A 15035-nucleotide genomic window follows, 5' to 3' on the forward strand; every position below is an offset into this window, starting at 1 on the left:
CGCTGGCAGCGCTTGCCGCAAGAGGACACGGCTGCAACCGTCCCCCGTTTGGCTCAGGCGGAAGTCATCCCCCGCCTTCACCGCCCGAGGCGTTGCAGCACGAGCTCGTTCGATTGGGCGGGCAGGGAGGGCAGGCGCCGCTTCAGTTCGGCGAAGGCTCTATCCGTGATGTCGAGCGTGTTGTCGATGTCGTCCGTCGTCAGGGCGGCGTTGAAGAACATGTTGTGATAGGGGTGAAGGTAGGCCCCGGATCGAACTGCAAAGCCGGCCCAGAAGTAACCCTTCCGCATGTCCGGATCGTCGTCGAACAGGATTTGTGGCATCTGCGACGGTCCGGTTTGGCGAACCGCAATGCCGTGCGCGGAGGCCTGCGCCGCGATCCCGGCGCGCAGCCGCGTGGAATTGGCGACGATCCGTTCGAGATAATCGGTTGTCCGGATCTCCCGCAGGGTCGCGATCGCCGCCGCCATCGGCACGGCGGAGAACCAGAAGGATCCCGTGACGTAGATGCCGGACGCTGCGCTGCGCGCCTTCTCCGAGCCGAGAAGGGCCGAGATCGGATAGCCGTTGGCGAGCACCTTGCCCCATGCGCTGAGATCGGGCTGAACGCCGTGCACCGACCAGCTGCAGTCGCGCGAGAGGCGAAAGCCGGTGCGTACCTCGTCGAGGATCAGCAACGCATCCGCATCATCGCAGAGCTTCCTCAGTCCAAGCGCGTATTCGGCCGAGGGCGCGTACTGGTCGTTGAACGTCTCATGACGGAATGGCGTCGCGAAGACGCCGGCGACGTCGCCGGCGGCCTTGCGAAACGCCTCCGTCGCACTGTCGAGGTCGTTGTAGTTGAAATAGATGATGTGGGCCCGGTCCTCCGCCGTGATGCCCTTCATGTTGGGAGTGTTCCAGGGGGCGGCGCCGTGATAGGTGCCCTTCGCGACGAGAATTTTGCGGCGATCCCGATAAGCCCGTGCCGTCACCATCGCCATCGAGGTCGCATCGCTTCCGTTCTTGCAGAACATGGCCCAGGCCGCATGCCCGATCATCGATACGAGGTCTTCCGCAAGCACGACCATGGCCTCGGAGGGACCGGTCATGGTGTCTCCCATCGCGGCCTGAGCCCGTGCGGCTTCCTCGATGCCGCGGTGCCGGTAGCCGAGCAGATTGGGACCGAACGCACACATGTAGTCGACGTAACGGTTGTGATCGCAGTCCCAGAGATAGGCTCCCTCGGCTCGCGAGAAGAACTGCGGAAAGTCCTCTGAAAGAAGGGCGACAGATTCGTGACCATACATGCCCTTCGGGATCACCTGCCGTGCGCGTTCGCGCAGTTCGGAGTCCTTCGAATTTCTCATCATGGATTGTCCTGTCGGATTTGGGGCCGCGCGTCAGCTCGGCATCGCGATGTCGGGACGACGCTGTCCCCACGGCATTGCAGCCTCGAAGGCGGCGGCTGCCTGCAGGACGCCAAGATCGTCGAAGCGACGGCTGACGATCTGCAGGCCCACGGGCAGGCCGGCGCGGGTCATGCCGCAAGGCACGCTCGCCGCCGGGTGGCTCGACATGTTGAAAGGGTAGAGGAATTCCGACCATTCGAGCCAATCCCAATCGTGCTCGGGCCAATGTTCCGGCCTGACCCGCTCGACGGGAAAGGCCGCAACCGAGGCGACCGGCGTGACGAGATAATCCCAATCCTCGAGAAAGCTCGATATCTCCGCGACGTACGCGAATTTGCGCTCGCGCATGTTCATGTACTCGGTCGCGGAATAGTTGGCTCCCTCGCGAATGCAGGCGACGAGGTCGCTGCCCATGCTGCCCTCCCATTCCGGCAGCAGTCCGGCCCGGCGCCCCCAGAGAGCCGCCCAGAAGAAGCGCCCGAGCTCCGGTCCCTGCGACCCCCACGGCGGCGTCACGACCTCCACTTCGGCCTGAAGCTCTCCGGCAAAGACCTTGGCCGCCGATGCAACGATCGCTGCGATCTCGTCATCGACGCGGGCGTGACCGAGATCCGGGCTGAAGGCGATGCGCTTGCCCTTCATCGAGGCCTTCAGCTTCGCGAGGTAGGCATCGGGCGCCGCTTCGCAGGATGTGTGGTCGAGCGGATGCGGGCCGGCCATTGTCTCCAGCATCAGCGCGGCATCGGCAACGGTTCGCGTCATCGGGCCGATATAGGTGGCGTAGTCGTTGTTGGAGACGGGCGCGTAGGGAACCCGGCCAAAGGTCGGCTTCAAGCCGAAGACGCCACAGAAATGGGACGGCATCCGGATCGAGCCGGCTCCATCCGAGCCGAGGTGCAGCGGTCCGTAGCCGGCCGCTGCACCTGCGCCTGCGCCTGCAGACGAGGCGCCGGCATTGAAGCCGCGCTTCCATGGGTTGTGCGTCACGCCCGTCACCGGATTGCGGCTGATGCCGGACCAGCCGAATTCGGACATCGTGGTCTTGCCGAGGATGATCGCGCCGGCATCGCGCAGTCGCGCCACGACGACATTGTCCTCGCGGGCAACAGGACCCTTCAGCGCATGCGTGCAGGTCGCCGTTTCGTAGCCGGCGACACCGAAGGCGTCCTTGATCGTGACGGGAATTCCTTCGAGAGGCCGAGCCTCTCCGCTGCGCAGGCGCCGCTCGGAGTCCCGTGCTGCCACCAATGCGTCGTCTCTCATCACCACGGAAAACGCGTTGATCGCCGGCTCGAGCGCCGCGATCCGGTCGAGGACGCCCGATACGGCTTCCACCGGCGAGAGCTCGCGGCGTTCAAAGCGCGCCTTCAGTTCCAGCGCGGTTGCGTAACCCAATTCGGCGTGCAAGTCGTTCATGTTTTCGGCCATCCCACCGAGGCGTTGATTGCATGGGTCGAGGTGTGATCGACGGGCTCTGGGGATCAGGCCTTCTTCACACCGTAGAACTGGGAGAAGCCCACGGGAATGTCGCTGAGCTTCTGGGAGTATGCGGCCGGTTGCGCGAAATAGCCAAGCGGCAGGTAGGGGGTGTCCTGCATGGCCTGCGCCTGGATGTCCCGAACCAGACGCTGTCTCTCCTTGTCGTCCTGGGCCGACAGAAACGCGAGGCGCAGGGCCTCGATCTTCTCGCTGCTCGGCCAGCCAAAGGTGCCGGCCTTGCCGATGCCCCTGAGATAGGAGTGAGCGGCGGGATTGATCGCAGACGCGCCGGGGACGTAATTGCACCATGCGCTCCAGCCGCCCTGGTCGAGCGGGCGCTGCGACGCAATGCGCTGCAACACGGTGCCCCAATCGGACACCTGGTAGTCGACCTCGAGGCCGATCTTCTTGAACATGTCGGCGGCGACCAGGCTCATGGAATTGAGGGCGTGGAGGTCGGCCGGGACGACGAAGACGATACGCTCGCCCTTGTAGCCCGCCGCCTGCAGATCACGCTTGGCCTTGGCGTAGTCCGGCGCCCCCGCGAAGACGTCCATGCCGGCATCGTTTGCGAAGGGGGAGGCGGGCAGGAAGAAGCCGACATTGTCCTTCCAGAAATTGCCATTGGTGCCCATGACGGCCGTCATGAATTCCGTCTGGCTGATGGCCGACAGGATGGCGCGACGGATTGCGGGATTGTCAAAGGGGGGAACGAGATGATTGAGCCTGATCATCGCGAGATAGCCGCCGGTGTCCTTGACCTCGACCTTGATGTTGCCTCGCTTGGCGAGCAGCGGCAACAAGTCCGGAGTCGGTTGCTCCCACCAGTCGACTTCGCCGACCTGAAGGGCGGCGGCGGCCGTCGCCGCATCCGGCAGAACGCGCCAGATCACGCGGTCGAGGTGGACGGTCTTGGGGCCGGCCATGAAGCTGGCGGTGCCTGACGGTCGCGGTACGTAGCCGTCAAACCGCTTGTAGACGACCTGGGATCCGACGATGCGTTCGTCCGGCACGAACTGGAACGGTCCGCTGCCGATCATCTCCTTGACCTGCTCCGTGCCCGGCGTGAGCGCGAAGCGCTCGGGCATGACGGGGCACACGCTCGATGGCTTGCCCAGCGCATAGGCCAGCAAGGGAAAAGGCTTCTTCAGGTCGAAGACGATTGTATTGTCGGACGTTGCGGAGAGTTCAGCGGTGGCGCTGCGAAGATCTCCACCGAAGACGTCGCGGCTCCACCAGCGCTTGATGCTGGCCACGGCATCCCGCGCCAGGACCCGTTCTCCGTCGTGAAACTTCAATCCCTCCCGCAGCGTCAAGGTCCAGCGCAGGCCGTCGCGGTCGATCTCGTGACCAGCTACCATCTGCGGCTGTGCTTCGAAACGTTCATCGACGCCGTAGAGCGTGTCGAACACCAGCAGTGCATGGTTGCGGGTCACAAGCCCCGTCGTCTGCACAGGATCGAGCAAAGTGAGATCGGATTGCGGAACGAAGGTCAGGACCTTCTCACCCGCCGCCGAGGCGAGGCGAGGCGCTGCAACTGTGGCCGTTGCCGTGGCGGTTGCGGCTTTCAAGAAGTCTCGGCGGTTCATGGCACTCCTTTCAGGGGAAACGGAGATCGGGCGCGGACCTCACCATGCGCGGAATGATATTGATATTAATTTCGATTATAAAGCGGAGTCTTTGGGCGCATTCTCCAAGGAAAGATCCCTGCATTTTCACGATCATAGGGAAATATGAGCACAAAGTGGTCACAGAGCCGCCCACTGCGGAAGCAGGGGTGCGTCGGCGTCCCAAAGATAGTAGAATTTTATATGACTAAAGGCAGGTTCAGGGGGCGCGCCGTTCGACGATTTCCGGCAGGTAGCATCGCAAATAAGCGATGGAGCATCTGATCGATTCCTCGAGATATTCCGGGGTGATGGATCGATGGAGGCTGTAGGATAGCGCCCAGATTCCATCCACGAGCGCGATCGACACCGCGACCCATTTCTCCAGATCCGGTACCTTGGGCATGTCGAACGTCGCGCGCAGATAGGCGGTACGCTGCTTTGCGAGATGGGCGTTGCCGCTGAGATCCGTGTTTCTCACCTCGACACTGACACCTGCGCCCATGAAAAGGCGCAGCGCTGCAGGATTGCGGTTCAGATGCGCTGCGCCGGCCTTCTGGCTGTTGGCGATGTAGTGCTGCCAGGTCTGGGGACGAGGATGAACCGGGCCCGCGGCGCGTGCCGCGATCTCGGCGTGGTAGCGTTGCGCCAGGGCTACAAAGGCGGCGCCTCGGTTCGGAAAGAAGTGATAGACCGAGGCGAGAGGCACATCTGCTCTCTCGGCGATTTGAGCGAGACTGATATCCTCGTCCAGCCGTTCGGCGAGCAGGTCTGCGGTGGCATCGAGCAGAAGCTGAAGCCGCTCGCGACCGCGCTTGCGCATCGGCGAACGACGTCCAGCACTCAATTCTTTGCCGTTCCCCAAACTGTTCGCCATCACGCACAGAGATTCAGACGAAGCACGGCGCGAAACACTGAAATGAACTGCGCTCTTCGACAGCCGGGCGTGTACCGGTCACCGTAGTTACCATCAACCACTTGGCCAGATCAACCGGCGCAGCCGACGTGAAGCCGTCGCATCGCATCGGTCGCGGATCGTCGCGGTCGTCTGTCACCCGCCCTAGAACTGGTATCTCCGCAATCCCCCATCCACCGGGATCACCGTGCCCGTGATGTAGCGCGCCACCGGCGAGGCCAGGAACACCGCGAGGGCCGCCAGGTCCTCCGGCTCGCCCCAATAGCCGACCGGGATTTCCTCTTCCGCAAAGCGCTCGCGATAATCCGGTGCGTAGTTGCGGCGGATCTGTTCGCTCATGATGCGGCCGGGCGGGATGCAGTTGATGGTGATGCCGTGCGCACCGATCTCACGCGACAGGCCCTTGGCCCAGGCGTGCACGGCGGCCTTGGCGGCGAAGGCGGCGTTGAGGCCTTCCGGTTCGGACTTGCCGGTGATGTTGATGATGCGGCCCCATTTGCGTTCGATCATCCGCGGCAGCAGCGCATGCGCGATGCGGCGATAGCTGGTGAAGTTCAGCGCGATCGCCTCGTCCCATTTGCTGTCGGGCGCATCGACGGGGAGGGGACGGCTGCCGCCGGCATTGTTGACGAGGATGTCGACATGGCCGAGCTCCTTCAGCGCAAAGGCCGCAATGTTCTCGGCGGCGTCCTTGGCCATCACATCCTGCTCGAACGGCGTGATCAATCCGCCGCCGACTTCTTTCGCCAGCTCCGCCAGCAGGTCGGTGCGGCGTGCCACGCCGATGACGCGCACGCCTTCCGCCGCCAGGCCCTTGGCGATGGCGCGGCCGATGCCGATGCTCGCGCCAGTGACGACAGCGGTTTTCGATTTTAGCCCGAGGTCCATGGTCGCACGCTCTCTTGGTTGCCTTGCGCTTTGCTGTTCGTTTCCTGCCCCGTCCCGCGTGCGGCGATTTGCCGAACCGAGACGAGCAGTGGTAACCAAGCGCTTCGGCGAAGGAAACACGAAAAAGAAAAGGCTGACACGATGGTCTGGGACCCGCAGCAATATCTGAAGTTCTCCGGCCATCGGCTCCGGCCCGCCGTCGACCTCCTGATGCGGATTCCGGATTTTGCCCCGCGCGCGATCGCCGATCTCGGCGCCGGCGCCGGCAACGTGACGAAGCTGATCAAGGAGCGCTGGCCGGATGCGCGCGTGACCGGTGTCGAGAGCTCGGCGGAGATGGTCGCTGCGGGGCGGAAGGCCGCGCCGGACGTGGAATGGTCACATGAGGATCTCGGCCATTGGAGTCCCGCCGGGCAGTACGACTTGATCTATTCCAATGCCGCACTGCACTGGCTGCCCAATCATGCGGCACTGTTTCCGTCGCTGATGGAGAAGGTGACGCGTGGGGGTATCTTAGCGGTGCAGATGCCGCGCAACTTCACCGCGCCTTCGCATGTGCTGATCGGCGAGACCGCGCTGGATGGTCCGTGGCGGTCCAAGCTGGAGCATCTCGTCACCCCGCCGCCGGTCGAGGGGCCCGCCTTCTATCACGATCTGCTTGCGCCGATGTCAGCCAGCATCGACATCTGGGAGACCGAATATCTCCAGGTGCTCGAGGGCGAGAACCCCGTGAGGGAGTGGACCAAGGGGACCTGGCTGACGCGCTACCTCGACGTCTTGCAAGGCGAGGAGAAGATCGCGTTCGAAGCCGCCTATGGGATGCGCGTCGCAAAGGCCTATCCGAAGAATGCGGCGGGGCAGACGCTGTTCCCGTTCCGGCGCCTCTTCATGGTCGCCCAGCGCAAAGGCTGATTGCACTCCCGCATTGCGGCATAAGCGCTCGTTCCCTTGGACGCGCGCAGGCGCCGGGTTGCGCATGCAGCGGTCGTCGCGTTAGCTTGGCTGCGGCAAATTGGGCTTAGGTCTAGTTGTTCGGGTAGCGGATTGCTGCCAGGAGTGACCTGAAAAACAAGAAAAACCCGGTTTCAGAGTTGTTGGGAGGTACGTTCATGCGCAAGCTGCTTACCGCGGTCGCCGCCGCGGCTGTTCTCGTGGCTCCCGCCATCGCCCACGCCCAGAGTCCTATCGTCATCAAGTTCAGCCACGTGGTCGCCAACGAGACCCCGAAGGGCAAGGGCGCGCTGAAATTCAAGGAGCTCGCCGAGAAATACACCGACGGCAAGGTCAAGGTCGAAGTGTACCCGAACTCCACGCTCTTCAAGGACAAGGAGGAGATCGAGGCGCTTCAGCTCGGTTCGGTGCAGATGCTTGCGCCCTCGACGGCCAAATTCGCGCCACTCGGCATCAAGGAGTTCGAGGCGCTCGACCTGCCCTGGCTGTTCAAGGACGACCAGACCTATTCCAACGCGATGAAGGGCACGATCGGCAAGTGGCTGTTCCAGAAGCTCGAGGCCAAGGGCATCACCGGCCTCGCTTATTGGGACAACGGCTTCCACATGCTCTCCGCCAACCGTCCCCTGATGAAGCCGACCGATTTTCAGGGCCTTAAGTTCCGTATCTCCGGATCGAAGGTCACCGACCAATATCTCCGCATCATGGGCTCGATCCCTCAGATCATGGCGTTCTCGGAAGTCTACCAGGCCTTGCAGACGGGCGTGGTCGACGGCTGCGAGAACACCGCGTCCAACTACCTGACGCAGAAGTTCTACGAGGTGCAGAAGGACATCACTGTATCTTATCACGCGCATCTGCAATATGCCGTCATCGTCAATTCGAAGTTCTGGTCAGGTCTTCCGCCCGATATCCGCGCCAAGCTGGACAAGGCGATGGCGGAGGCGACCGACTACACCAACTCGATCGCGCGCCAGGAGAACGAGGACGCGCTGGCCGAGATCAAGAAGACGGGCAAGACCAATCTGCATTATCTCACCGACGCCGACCGCAAGGCCTGGCAGGAGGCGATGCAGCCGACGTATAAATGGGCAAAGGGGCGGGTTGGGCAGGAGGTGCTCGATCTCGTTGCCAAGGAACTCGACGTCAAGATGAACTGACGGGCTGCGCCCTAATAAGAACAATACCAACGGTCGGGAGTGATCGCACTTCCGGCCGTTGCGCTTGAATGATCCAATCTGGGGGGGACCAAGTTGCTGCGCGCGCTGAATCGTTTTCTCGATCATCTCGAGGAGTGGCTGATCGCGACGATGATCGCGGCTGCGACCTCGCTCATCTTCGTCGCCGTGCTGCACCGCTACGGTGCCGGGCTGTCGATCGACATCGCCAAATGGGCGGAAGCCCGCAACCTGGCCTTCCTCGCCGTCCCCGCGCGCGCGGCGTTCGTCTGGCTTGCCGCGCTCGACCTGTCCTGGGCGCAGGAACTCTGCATCTACATGTTCATCTGGATGGCGAAGTTCGGTGCCGCCTATGGTGTGCGCACGGGCATTCATGTCGGCGTCGACGTGCTGGTCAATATCCTTCCCGGCGGCTCGCGCCGGCGCATCATCACTTTCGGTCTGTTATGCGGCGCTCTTTTCACCGCCATCGTGGGCTATTTCGGGGCCGCGTTCGTCGGTCACATGTGGCAGAGCGGCCAGCAATCCAACGATCTCGAAGCGCCGATGTGGATGGTTTATCTCACGATCCCGCTCGGCTCCGGCTTGATGTGCTTCCGCTTCCTGCAGGTCGCCTGGTCGTTCTATCGCACCGGCGAGCTGCCGCATCACGACATGGCAGGCGTCGAGGGGGTCGAGGTAGACCCGGTGCATCCGGCCCCGGTCACGCCAAGCCAGGTCGTCCGGGACGAGCGCAGCCCGCTCGGCTGGATTCTGATGCTGCTGCCGGTCCTGATCGTCGCCCTGTGCTTCGCGCATGCCGGCCACCTCATCACGCTGCCGCAGGGCCTGCGCGTCTTCATCGTGTTCGCGCTTCTGCTCTCCTTGATGCTCACGGGCATGCCGATCTCGATTGCGCTTGGTCTCACCGTGCTCAGCTTCATGTTCACGCTGACCGACGTGCGAACGGAATCGGTGGCGCTGAAGCTGTTCACAGGCATCGAGAATTTCGAGATCATGGCGATCCCGTTCTTCATCCTCGCCGGCAACTTCCTGACCCATGGCGGCGTGGCGCGACGGATGATCACCTTCGCAACCTCGCTGGTCGGCCATTGGTACGGCGGTCTGGCGCTGTCGGGCGTGGTCGCCTGCGCGTTGTTTGCCGCGATCTCCGGCTCCTCGCCGGCAACCGTGGTGGCGATCGGCTCGGTGATCCTTCCCGCCATGGTCGCGCAGGGCTTTCCGAAGCGGTTCGGCGCGGGCGTGATCACGACGTCAGGCTCGCTCGGCATTCTCATCCCGCCGTCGATCCCGATGGTGCTCTATGCCGTGTCCACCAACAGCTCGGTCGGCAAGCTCTTCATCGCCGGCATCGTGCCGGGATTCATCCTTGCCTCGCTGCTCGGCGCGACGACGTTCTATCGGGCGTGGCGCAACGACTATCCGCGGATGCGGAAAGCCACCTTCCTCGAGCGGCTCGATGCGTTCCGCAAGTCGATCTGGGGCATCCTGCTGATCGTGATCGTGATCGGCGGCATCTACAGCGGCCTGTTCACGCCGACTGAAGCGGCCGCCGTCAGCGCGGTCTACGCCTTCATCGTCGCCGTGTTCATCTACAAGGATCTGAAGCTGCGCGACGTGCCGCGCGTGCTGCTGTCATCGGCGAACCTCTCCGCGATGCTGCTCTACATCATCACCAACGCCGTGCTGTTCTCGTTCCTGATGACCTACGAGAACGTGCCACAGGCGCTGGCGCAATGGATGATCGACCAGGGCCTGGGGTGGATCGGCTTCCTGCTGCTCGTCAACCTGCTTTTGCTGGTGGCGGGCAACGTGATGGAGCCGTCCTCGATCATCCTGATCATGGCCCCGATCCTGTTTCCGGTCGCGATCAAGCTCGGCATCGATCCGATTCATTTCGGCATCCTGATGACGGTCAACATGGAGGTCGGACTGTGCCATCCGCCGGTCGGTCTCAACCTCTACGTCGCCTCGGGCATCGCCAAGATGGGTATCACCGAGCTTACGGTCGCGGTGTGGCCGTGGCTCCTGACCATGCTGGGATTCCTCGTGGTGGTGACGTACTGGCCCGGCCTGTCGCTCTGGCTGCCTCGCTTGCTGGGCATGTAGCCGCCGCGTGGCGGGGACGGAGACGATGAGCATGCGTCTCCGTCCGCCCTGGGGCGAGACATGGCTAATGCGCGGTAAATCCGCGCGCTCAAATGCGATCCTTGAGTAGCGAACGCATCTTTACGGGTCTTCGGTAGATAAATGCCAGTGGATGGGAGCTGGCATGTTCTTCAACAGAATGGAATCCGGACCGGCGTCGATTTCGGACGCCGTCCATCTGGAAGTCATCACGGGCCTTCACGGCACGATGATGCCCACCATTCTCGTGGCCGCCTGCCAGGCGATGGTCGGCGCCATCACGACCTACGAGACCGGTGACATGATGACGGCCGGCCTGGCGGTCGCCGGCGTGGTGGTGGCGGTTGTCCGTCTCGCCGAGATATTTGCATTCCGCCGCCGCCTCGCGGCTCCGCCACGGCTCGGCAGGGCCGAGGCCGTGCACTGGGAACGGCGCTACATTGCCGGCACCGTGGTAACGGCCCTCGTGCTCGGCGTGTTTGCCGCGCGCAGCATCGTGCTGGGCGATGCGCTCTGCTGCGTGATGGCGATCGGCATCGGTTTCGGCTTCGGCGCCGGCGTGGTGGCGCGGCTGGCGCTGCGTCCCGTCGCGGCGCTGCTCGATCTCGCCGCGATCGCCGCGCCTGCCGCGATCGTGAGCTTCATGCAACCCGATCTCCGCCATGTCGGGCTCGGTCTCCTCATTCTGATGTACGTGGTCGCGAGCTTCGAGATGGTTCGGCTCAGCTTCAACGCCTCGATCAGCCAGATCACGCTCAAGCGCCAGTTCGAGCAACTTGCGCGCTCCGACCCGATGACCGGCGTGTCCAATCGTTCGGTGCTGGCGAGGGATTTGCCCGTGATGCTGTCGGCCGGGATGGTTGCCGTCCATACGCTGGATCTCGACCGCTTCAAGGAAGCCAACGACCGGTTCGGCCACCCCGCCGGCGATGCGCTGCTGAAGCAGGTCGCCGGACGGCTCAAGGCGCTGGCCGCGCCTGACGACCTCGTGATCCGCATGGGCGGCGACGAGTTCGTCCTGGTGCAGCGCGCCGCGTCCGACGCGGAGGCGATGGCACGGCGGATCGTGCAATCGATCGGCAGGCCGTACGAGGTTGACGGACAGGTGATCGATCTCGGTGCGAGCGTCGGCGTCGCCGTCGCGCCGGACGACGGCCGAACCGCAGAGGCGCTGTTGTCGCGCTCGGACAAGGCGCTGTACCGGGCCAAGCAGAATCGTGGCGGCTACGTGCTGGCCAGCGAGCTGCGGATGCCGGACAACGCCACGGCATCGCGCCAGGCCGTTGAAGGCGTAGCTGCTTAGACGGTGCACCCTCTCCTCATGGGGAAGCGAGAAGGCATCTCGCTCCATTTCCTTCGTCTCCTCCAATGGCAATCGACCGCAAGATGCGGTTAGATGCCGTGCATCAGGCGGGGAGGAGCAACATGACGGAATCCAGCAGCGAGCCGAAGGACGCATCGCCGTCTGTCATCGCGCAGCACGATGCGATGCTGAACGCACTGCCGTTTTCCGACACACGGGATTTCGACGACGCCGCGCGCGGCTTTCTCGGCACCGTCGAGGACGCGGCGATCACGAATCCGCAAGGGCGGACGGTCTGGAGCCTCGAACCTTACGGCTTTCTCGCCGCTGAGCAGGCACCGCCCACGGTCAATCCGAGCCTGTGGCGGCAGTCGCGCCTCAACATGCATCATGGCCTGTTCGAGGTCGTGCCCGGCGTCTACCAGGTGCGCGGGCTCGACATCGCCAACATGACGCTGATCGAGGGCGACAGCGGCGTCATCGTCGTGGACACCCTGACCTCGATCGAAGGTGCCCGCGCCGCGCTCGATCTCTACTTCAAGCACCGCGGCATGCGGCCGGTCGCGGCGATCGTCTTCACCCATACCCACACCGACCATTGGGGCGGCGCGCGCGGCGTGCTGGAGGACGATGCGCTCGCAACGGGCAGCGTGCCGATCATCGCGCCGAACCTGTTCATGGAGCATGCGGTCTCCGAGAACATCATCGCAGGACCTGCGATGCTGCGCCGGGCGCAGTACCAGTTCGGACCCCTTCTCGCCAAGGGCGTGCGCGGGCAGGTCGATTGCGGCCTCGGCAAGTCGATGGCGGCAGGTTCGGTCGCGCTGCTGCGCCCCACGGATCTGATCATGGCGACCGGCGATACGCGCGTGATCGACGGCGTCGCATTCGAATTCCAGATGGCGCCGAACAGCGAAGCGCCGGCGGAGATGCACTTCTTCGTCCCGCGCTACAAGCTGTTGAACCTCGCCGAGAACTGCACGCACAATTTCCACAATCTGCTGCCGTTCCGCGGCGCCGACGTGCGTGACGCGCTGGCCTGGTCGAAATATCTGGGCGAGGCCTTGCAGCTCTGGGACGGCAAGGCCGAGGCGATGTGCGGGCAGCATCACTGGCCGGTGTGGGAACGCGAGCGCATCGGCACGATGATCCGGCAGCAGCGCGACCTCTACAAGTTCGCGCATGACCAGACCATCCGCCTGATGAACCACGGCCTGACCGCAGCCGAAATCGCCGAAACGATCCAGCTGCCGAAGAGCCTGGAAGGCGCCTGGCACGGCCGCGGCTACTACGGCCACATCCGGCACAATGTGAAGGCGATCTACCAGAAATATCTCGGCTGGTACGATGCCAATCCGGTCAATCTCGATCCGCTGCCGCCGGTCGAGTCGGGCAGGAAGTATGTCGAGTACATGGGCGGGGCTGACGCCATCCTCGCGCGGGCGGCGGCGGATTTCGACAGGGGTGAATTCCGCTTCGTCGCGCAGGCGCTCGGCCATCTCGTCTTTGCCGAGCCGGACAATGCGGCGGCGCGCGCACTCTTGGCCGATACGCTGGAGCAGCTCGGCTATGCCGCCGAGAGCGCGACCTGGCGCAATGCCTACCTGTTCGGCGCGCAGGAATTGCGCCAGGGCATGCCGAAGGTGCCGGCGCGCCCGCCGATGCCGCGCGAAACACTGGCCGCGCTGCGCACCTCCCAGCTCTGGGACGTGCTCGGCATCCGCCTCAACGGTCCCAGGGCGGAAGGCAAGCACATCGTCTTGAACTGGCGCTTTTCCGACACCGGCGAGACCTTCGTGCTCAATCTGGAGAATTGCGCGCTCACTTACACCGAGGGCGTGCAGGCGGACAATGCAGACGCCAGCTTCACGCTCGCGCGCTCAACGCTCGACGAGGTGATCGCGAAGCTGACGAGCTTTCCGGAAGCGGTCGCCGCCGGCAAGATCGAGCTATCGGGCAATCCGATGCGGCTAGCCGAGCTGATGGGCCTGATGGACGAATTCCCGCGCATGTTCGAGATCGTCGAGCCGAAGCGTACTGGATGCCCCGGTCAAGCCGGGGCATGACAGTGTGCCTTGCGGTGAGGACCGCCCTTACTCCGCGCTGCTCACCAGCTTGATCCGCGGCGCCTGTGCCTCGGTCAGGCTGCGATAGGCCGCAAGATAATCCAGCGCCATGCGCCGTGCCGTGAAGCGCGTCTCGAACTGCTTGCGGATCGCGGTGCGGTCGAGTTGCGCCAGGCGTTTCACCACACCGGCGGCGCTGATGACGTCCTCGACGATGAAGCCGGTCAGCCCATCGTCGACGATCTCCGGAACCGAGCCGCGGTTGAAGGCGACCACCGGCGTCCCACAGGCCATGGCCTCGATCATGACGAGACCAAACGGCTCCGGCCAGTCGATCGGCAGCAGGAGGCCGAGCGCGCCGCTCAGGAAGTCCGACTTCTCGTGATCGCTGATCTCGCCGATGAACTCGACCAGCGGATTGTTCTCGATCATCGGCCGGATCAGCTCGTCGTAATAATCTTGGTCGGCGCGATCGACCTTGGCCGCGATCTTGAGCGGAATGCCGCAATGAGTCGCGATCTTGATGGCGCGGTCGACGCCTTTTTCCGGCGCGATGCGGCCGAGCACGGCGAGATATTCCTGTTTCGCCGGCTTCGGCGTCAGCAGATTCTCCGGCAGGCCGTGATGGATGGTCGTCACCCAGTTCGCCTGCGGCACCGGCCGCCGCTGCGCGTTGGAGATCGAGATGACGGGAATCTTGGAGAAGGTGTTGAAGACCGGCTGATGCTCCGGCAAGTCGAGCCGGCCGTGCAGCGTGGTCACGAATGGCGTCGGCTGGCGGTGGAACAGCGACCACGGATAATAGTCGAGATGGAAGTGGAGGAAGTCGAACTCCTCGTCGTCACACTTCTGCCGCACCCGCTCCAGCAGCACCATGTGCAGCGCATTGGGATCGCGCACGGAACCGTCGAGACGGAGCGCCTTCGGCCACAACGCATCCAGCTTTGCCGACGTCTGCGAGTCGCCGCTGGCGAACAATGTTACGTCGTGTCCAAGGGCTACCAGCTCCTCCGTCAACCAATGCACCACCCGCTCGGTGCCGCCATACAGCTTGGGTGGAACAGCCTCCGTCAACGGAGCTACCTGCGCGATGCGCATCTCACCATCTCCTCTGCGATCATGAACGTTG

Annotated in this window: 11 protein-coding genes and 1 pseudogene; 6 read left to right on the forward strand and 6 right to left on the reverse strand. The window is 63.7% G+C overall.

Annotated elements, in window-relative coordinates:
• Positions 1-77: 77 nt before the first annotated feature.
• The 5 genes from ACSHT2_RS29720 to ACSHT2_RS29740 all read right to left on the reverse strand — a co-directional run bounded on the left by ACSHT2_RS29720 (position 78) and on the right by ACSHT2_RS29740 (position 6281).
• The gene (locus tag ACSHT2_RS29720; RefSeq protein ID WP_440638341.1) at positions 78-1352 is read right to left on the reverse strand and encodes an aminotransferase class III-fold pyridoxal phosphate-dependent enzyme; all 1275 of its coding nucleotides are present in this window, start codon (positions 1350-1352) and stop codon (positions 78-80) included.
• Positions 1353-1382: 30 nt separating this feature from the next.
• Positions 1383-2807, reverse strand: coding sequence for an amidase (locus tag ACSHT2_RS29725; RefSeq protein ID WP_440638342.1), 1425 nt, complete (start codon positions 2805-2807; stop codon positions 1383-1385).
• Between the two features lie 65 nt (positions 2808-2872).
• Complete coding sequence (locus ACSHT2_RS29730; RefSeq protein ID WP_440638343.1) at positions 2873-4459, reverse strand: ABC transporter substrate-binding protein; 1587 nt, start codon at positions 4457-4459, stop codon at positions 2873-2875.
• 238 nt (positions 4460-4697) lie between these two features.
• Positions 4698-5300, reverse strand: a complete 603-nt coding sequence (locus ACSHT2_RS29735) for a TetR/AcrR family transcriptional regulator (protein WP_440638344.1) — start codon at positions 5298-5300, stop codon at positions 4698-4700.
• Between the two features lie 237 nt (positions 5301-5537).
• A complete protein-coding gene (locus ACSHT2_RS29740; protein WP_440638345.1) occupies positions 5538-6281 on the reverse strand; it encodes an SDR family NAD(P)-dependent oxidoreductase in 744 nt (247 codons plus the stop codon).
• 141 nt (positions 6282-6422) lie between these two features.
• Between ACSHT2_RS29740 and ACSHT2_RS29745 the strand changes: the two genes are divergently transcribed.
• The 6 genes and pseudogenes from ACSHT2_RS29745 to ACSHT2_RS29770 all read left to right on the forward strand — a co-directional run bounded on the left by ACSHT2_RS29745 (position 6423) and on the right by ACSHT2_RS29770 (position 13906).
• Entirely contained in the window at positions 6423-7193 is a 771-nt protein-coding gene (locus ACSHT2_RS29745; protein WP_440638346.1) for a methyltransferase domain-containing protein, read from the forward strand.
• 197 nt (positions 7194-7390) lie between these two features.
• Complete coding sequence (locus ACSHT2_RS29750) at positions 7391-8392, forward strand: DctP family TRAP transporter solute-binding subunit (protein ID WP_440638347.1); 1002 nt, start codon at positions 7391-7393, stop codon at positions 8390-8392.
• Positions 8393-8542: 150 nt separating this feature from the next.
• Positions 8543-9019, forward strand: a pseudogene (locus ACSHT2_RS29755) (TRAP transporter small permease); the annotation flags it as partial.
• A 219-nt stretch (positions 9020-9238) separates the two neighbouring features.
• The gene (locus tag ACSHT2_RS29760) at positions 9239-10519 is read left to right on the forward strand and encodes a TRAP transporter large permease (RefSeq protein WP_440642961.1); all 1281 of its coding nucleotides are present in this window, start codon (positions 9239-9241) and stop codon (positions 10517-10519) included.
• A 163-nt stretch (positions 10520-10682) separates the two neighbouring features.
• A complete protein-coding gene (locus tag ACSHT2_RS29765; protein ID WP_440638348.1) occupies positions 10683-11840 on the forward strand; it encodes a diguanylate cyclase domain-containing protein in 1158 nt (385 codons plus the stop codon).
• Positions 11841-11962: 122 nt separating this feature from the next.
• Positions 11963-13906, forward strand: a complete 1944-nt coding sequence (locus ACSHT2_RS29770) for an alkyl/aryl-sulfatase (RefSeq protein WP_440638349.1) — start codon at positions 11963-11965, stop codon at positions 13904-13906.
• A 27-nt stretch (positions 13907-13933) separates the two neighbouring features.
• Here the strand turns inward: ACSHT2_RS29770 and ACSHT2_RS29775 are convergent, their stop codons facing one another.
• The gene (locus ACSHT2_RS29775; RefSeq protein WP_440638350.1) at positions 13934-15004 is read right to left on the reverse strand and encodes a glycosyltransferase family 4 protein; all 1071 of its coding nucleotides are present in this window, start codon (positions 15002-15004) and stop codon (positions 13934-13936) included.
• Between the last annotated feature and the right edge of the window lie 31 nt (positions 15005-15035).

Origin of the sequence: Bradyrhizobium sp. PUT101, from assembly GCF_052043945.1 — a bacterium.
In the GTDB taxonomy this organism is placed as follows: Bacteria; Pseudomonadota; Alphaproteobacteria; order Rhizobiales; family Xanthobacteraceae; genus Bradyrhizobium.

Coding starts and splice junctions, on each gene's coding strand:
- ACSHT2_RS29720 (WP_440638341.1), bottom strand. CDS start 1,352: ATGATGAGAAATTCGAAGGACTCCGAACTGCGCGAACGCGCACGGCAG.
- ACSHT2_RS29725 (WP_440638342.1), bottom strand. CDS start 2,807: ATGAACGACTTGCACGCCGAATTGGGTTACGCAACCGCGCTGGAACTG.
- ACSHT2_RS29730 (WP_440638343.1), bottom strand. CDS start 4,459: ATGAACCGCCGAGACTTCTTGAAAGCCGCAACCGCCACGGCAACGGCC.
- ACSHT2_RS29735 (WP_440638344.1), bottom strand. CDS start 5,300: ATGCGCAAGCGCGGTCGCGAGCGGCTTCAGCTTCTGCTCGATGCCACC.
- ACSHT2_RS29740 (WP_440638345.1), bottom strand. CDS start 6,281: ATGGACCTCGGGCTAAAATCGAAAACCGCTGTCGTCACTGGCGCGAGC.
- ACSHT2_RS29745 (WP_440638346.1), top strand. CDS start 6,423: ATGGTCTGGGACCCGCAGCAATATCTGAAGTTCTCCGGCCATCGGCTC.
- ACSHT2_RS29750 (WP_440638347.1), top strand. CDS start 7,391: ATGCGCAAGCTGCTTACCGCGGTCGCCGCCGCGGCTGTTCTCGTGGCT.
- ACSHT2_RS29765 (WP_440638348.1), top strand. CDS start 10,683: ATGTTCTTCAACAGAATGGAATCCGGACCGGCGTCGATTTCGGACGCC.
- ACSHT2_RS29770 (WP_440638349.1), top strand. CDS start 11,963: ATGACGGAATCCAGCAGCGAGCCGAAGGACGCATCGCCGTCTGTCATC.
- ACSHT2_RS29775 (WP_440638350.1), bottom strand. CDS start 15,004: ATGCGCATCGCGCAGGTAGCTCCGTTGACGGAGGCTGTTCCACCCAAG.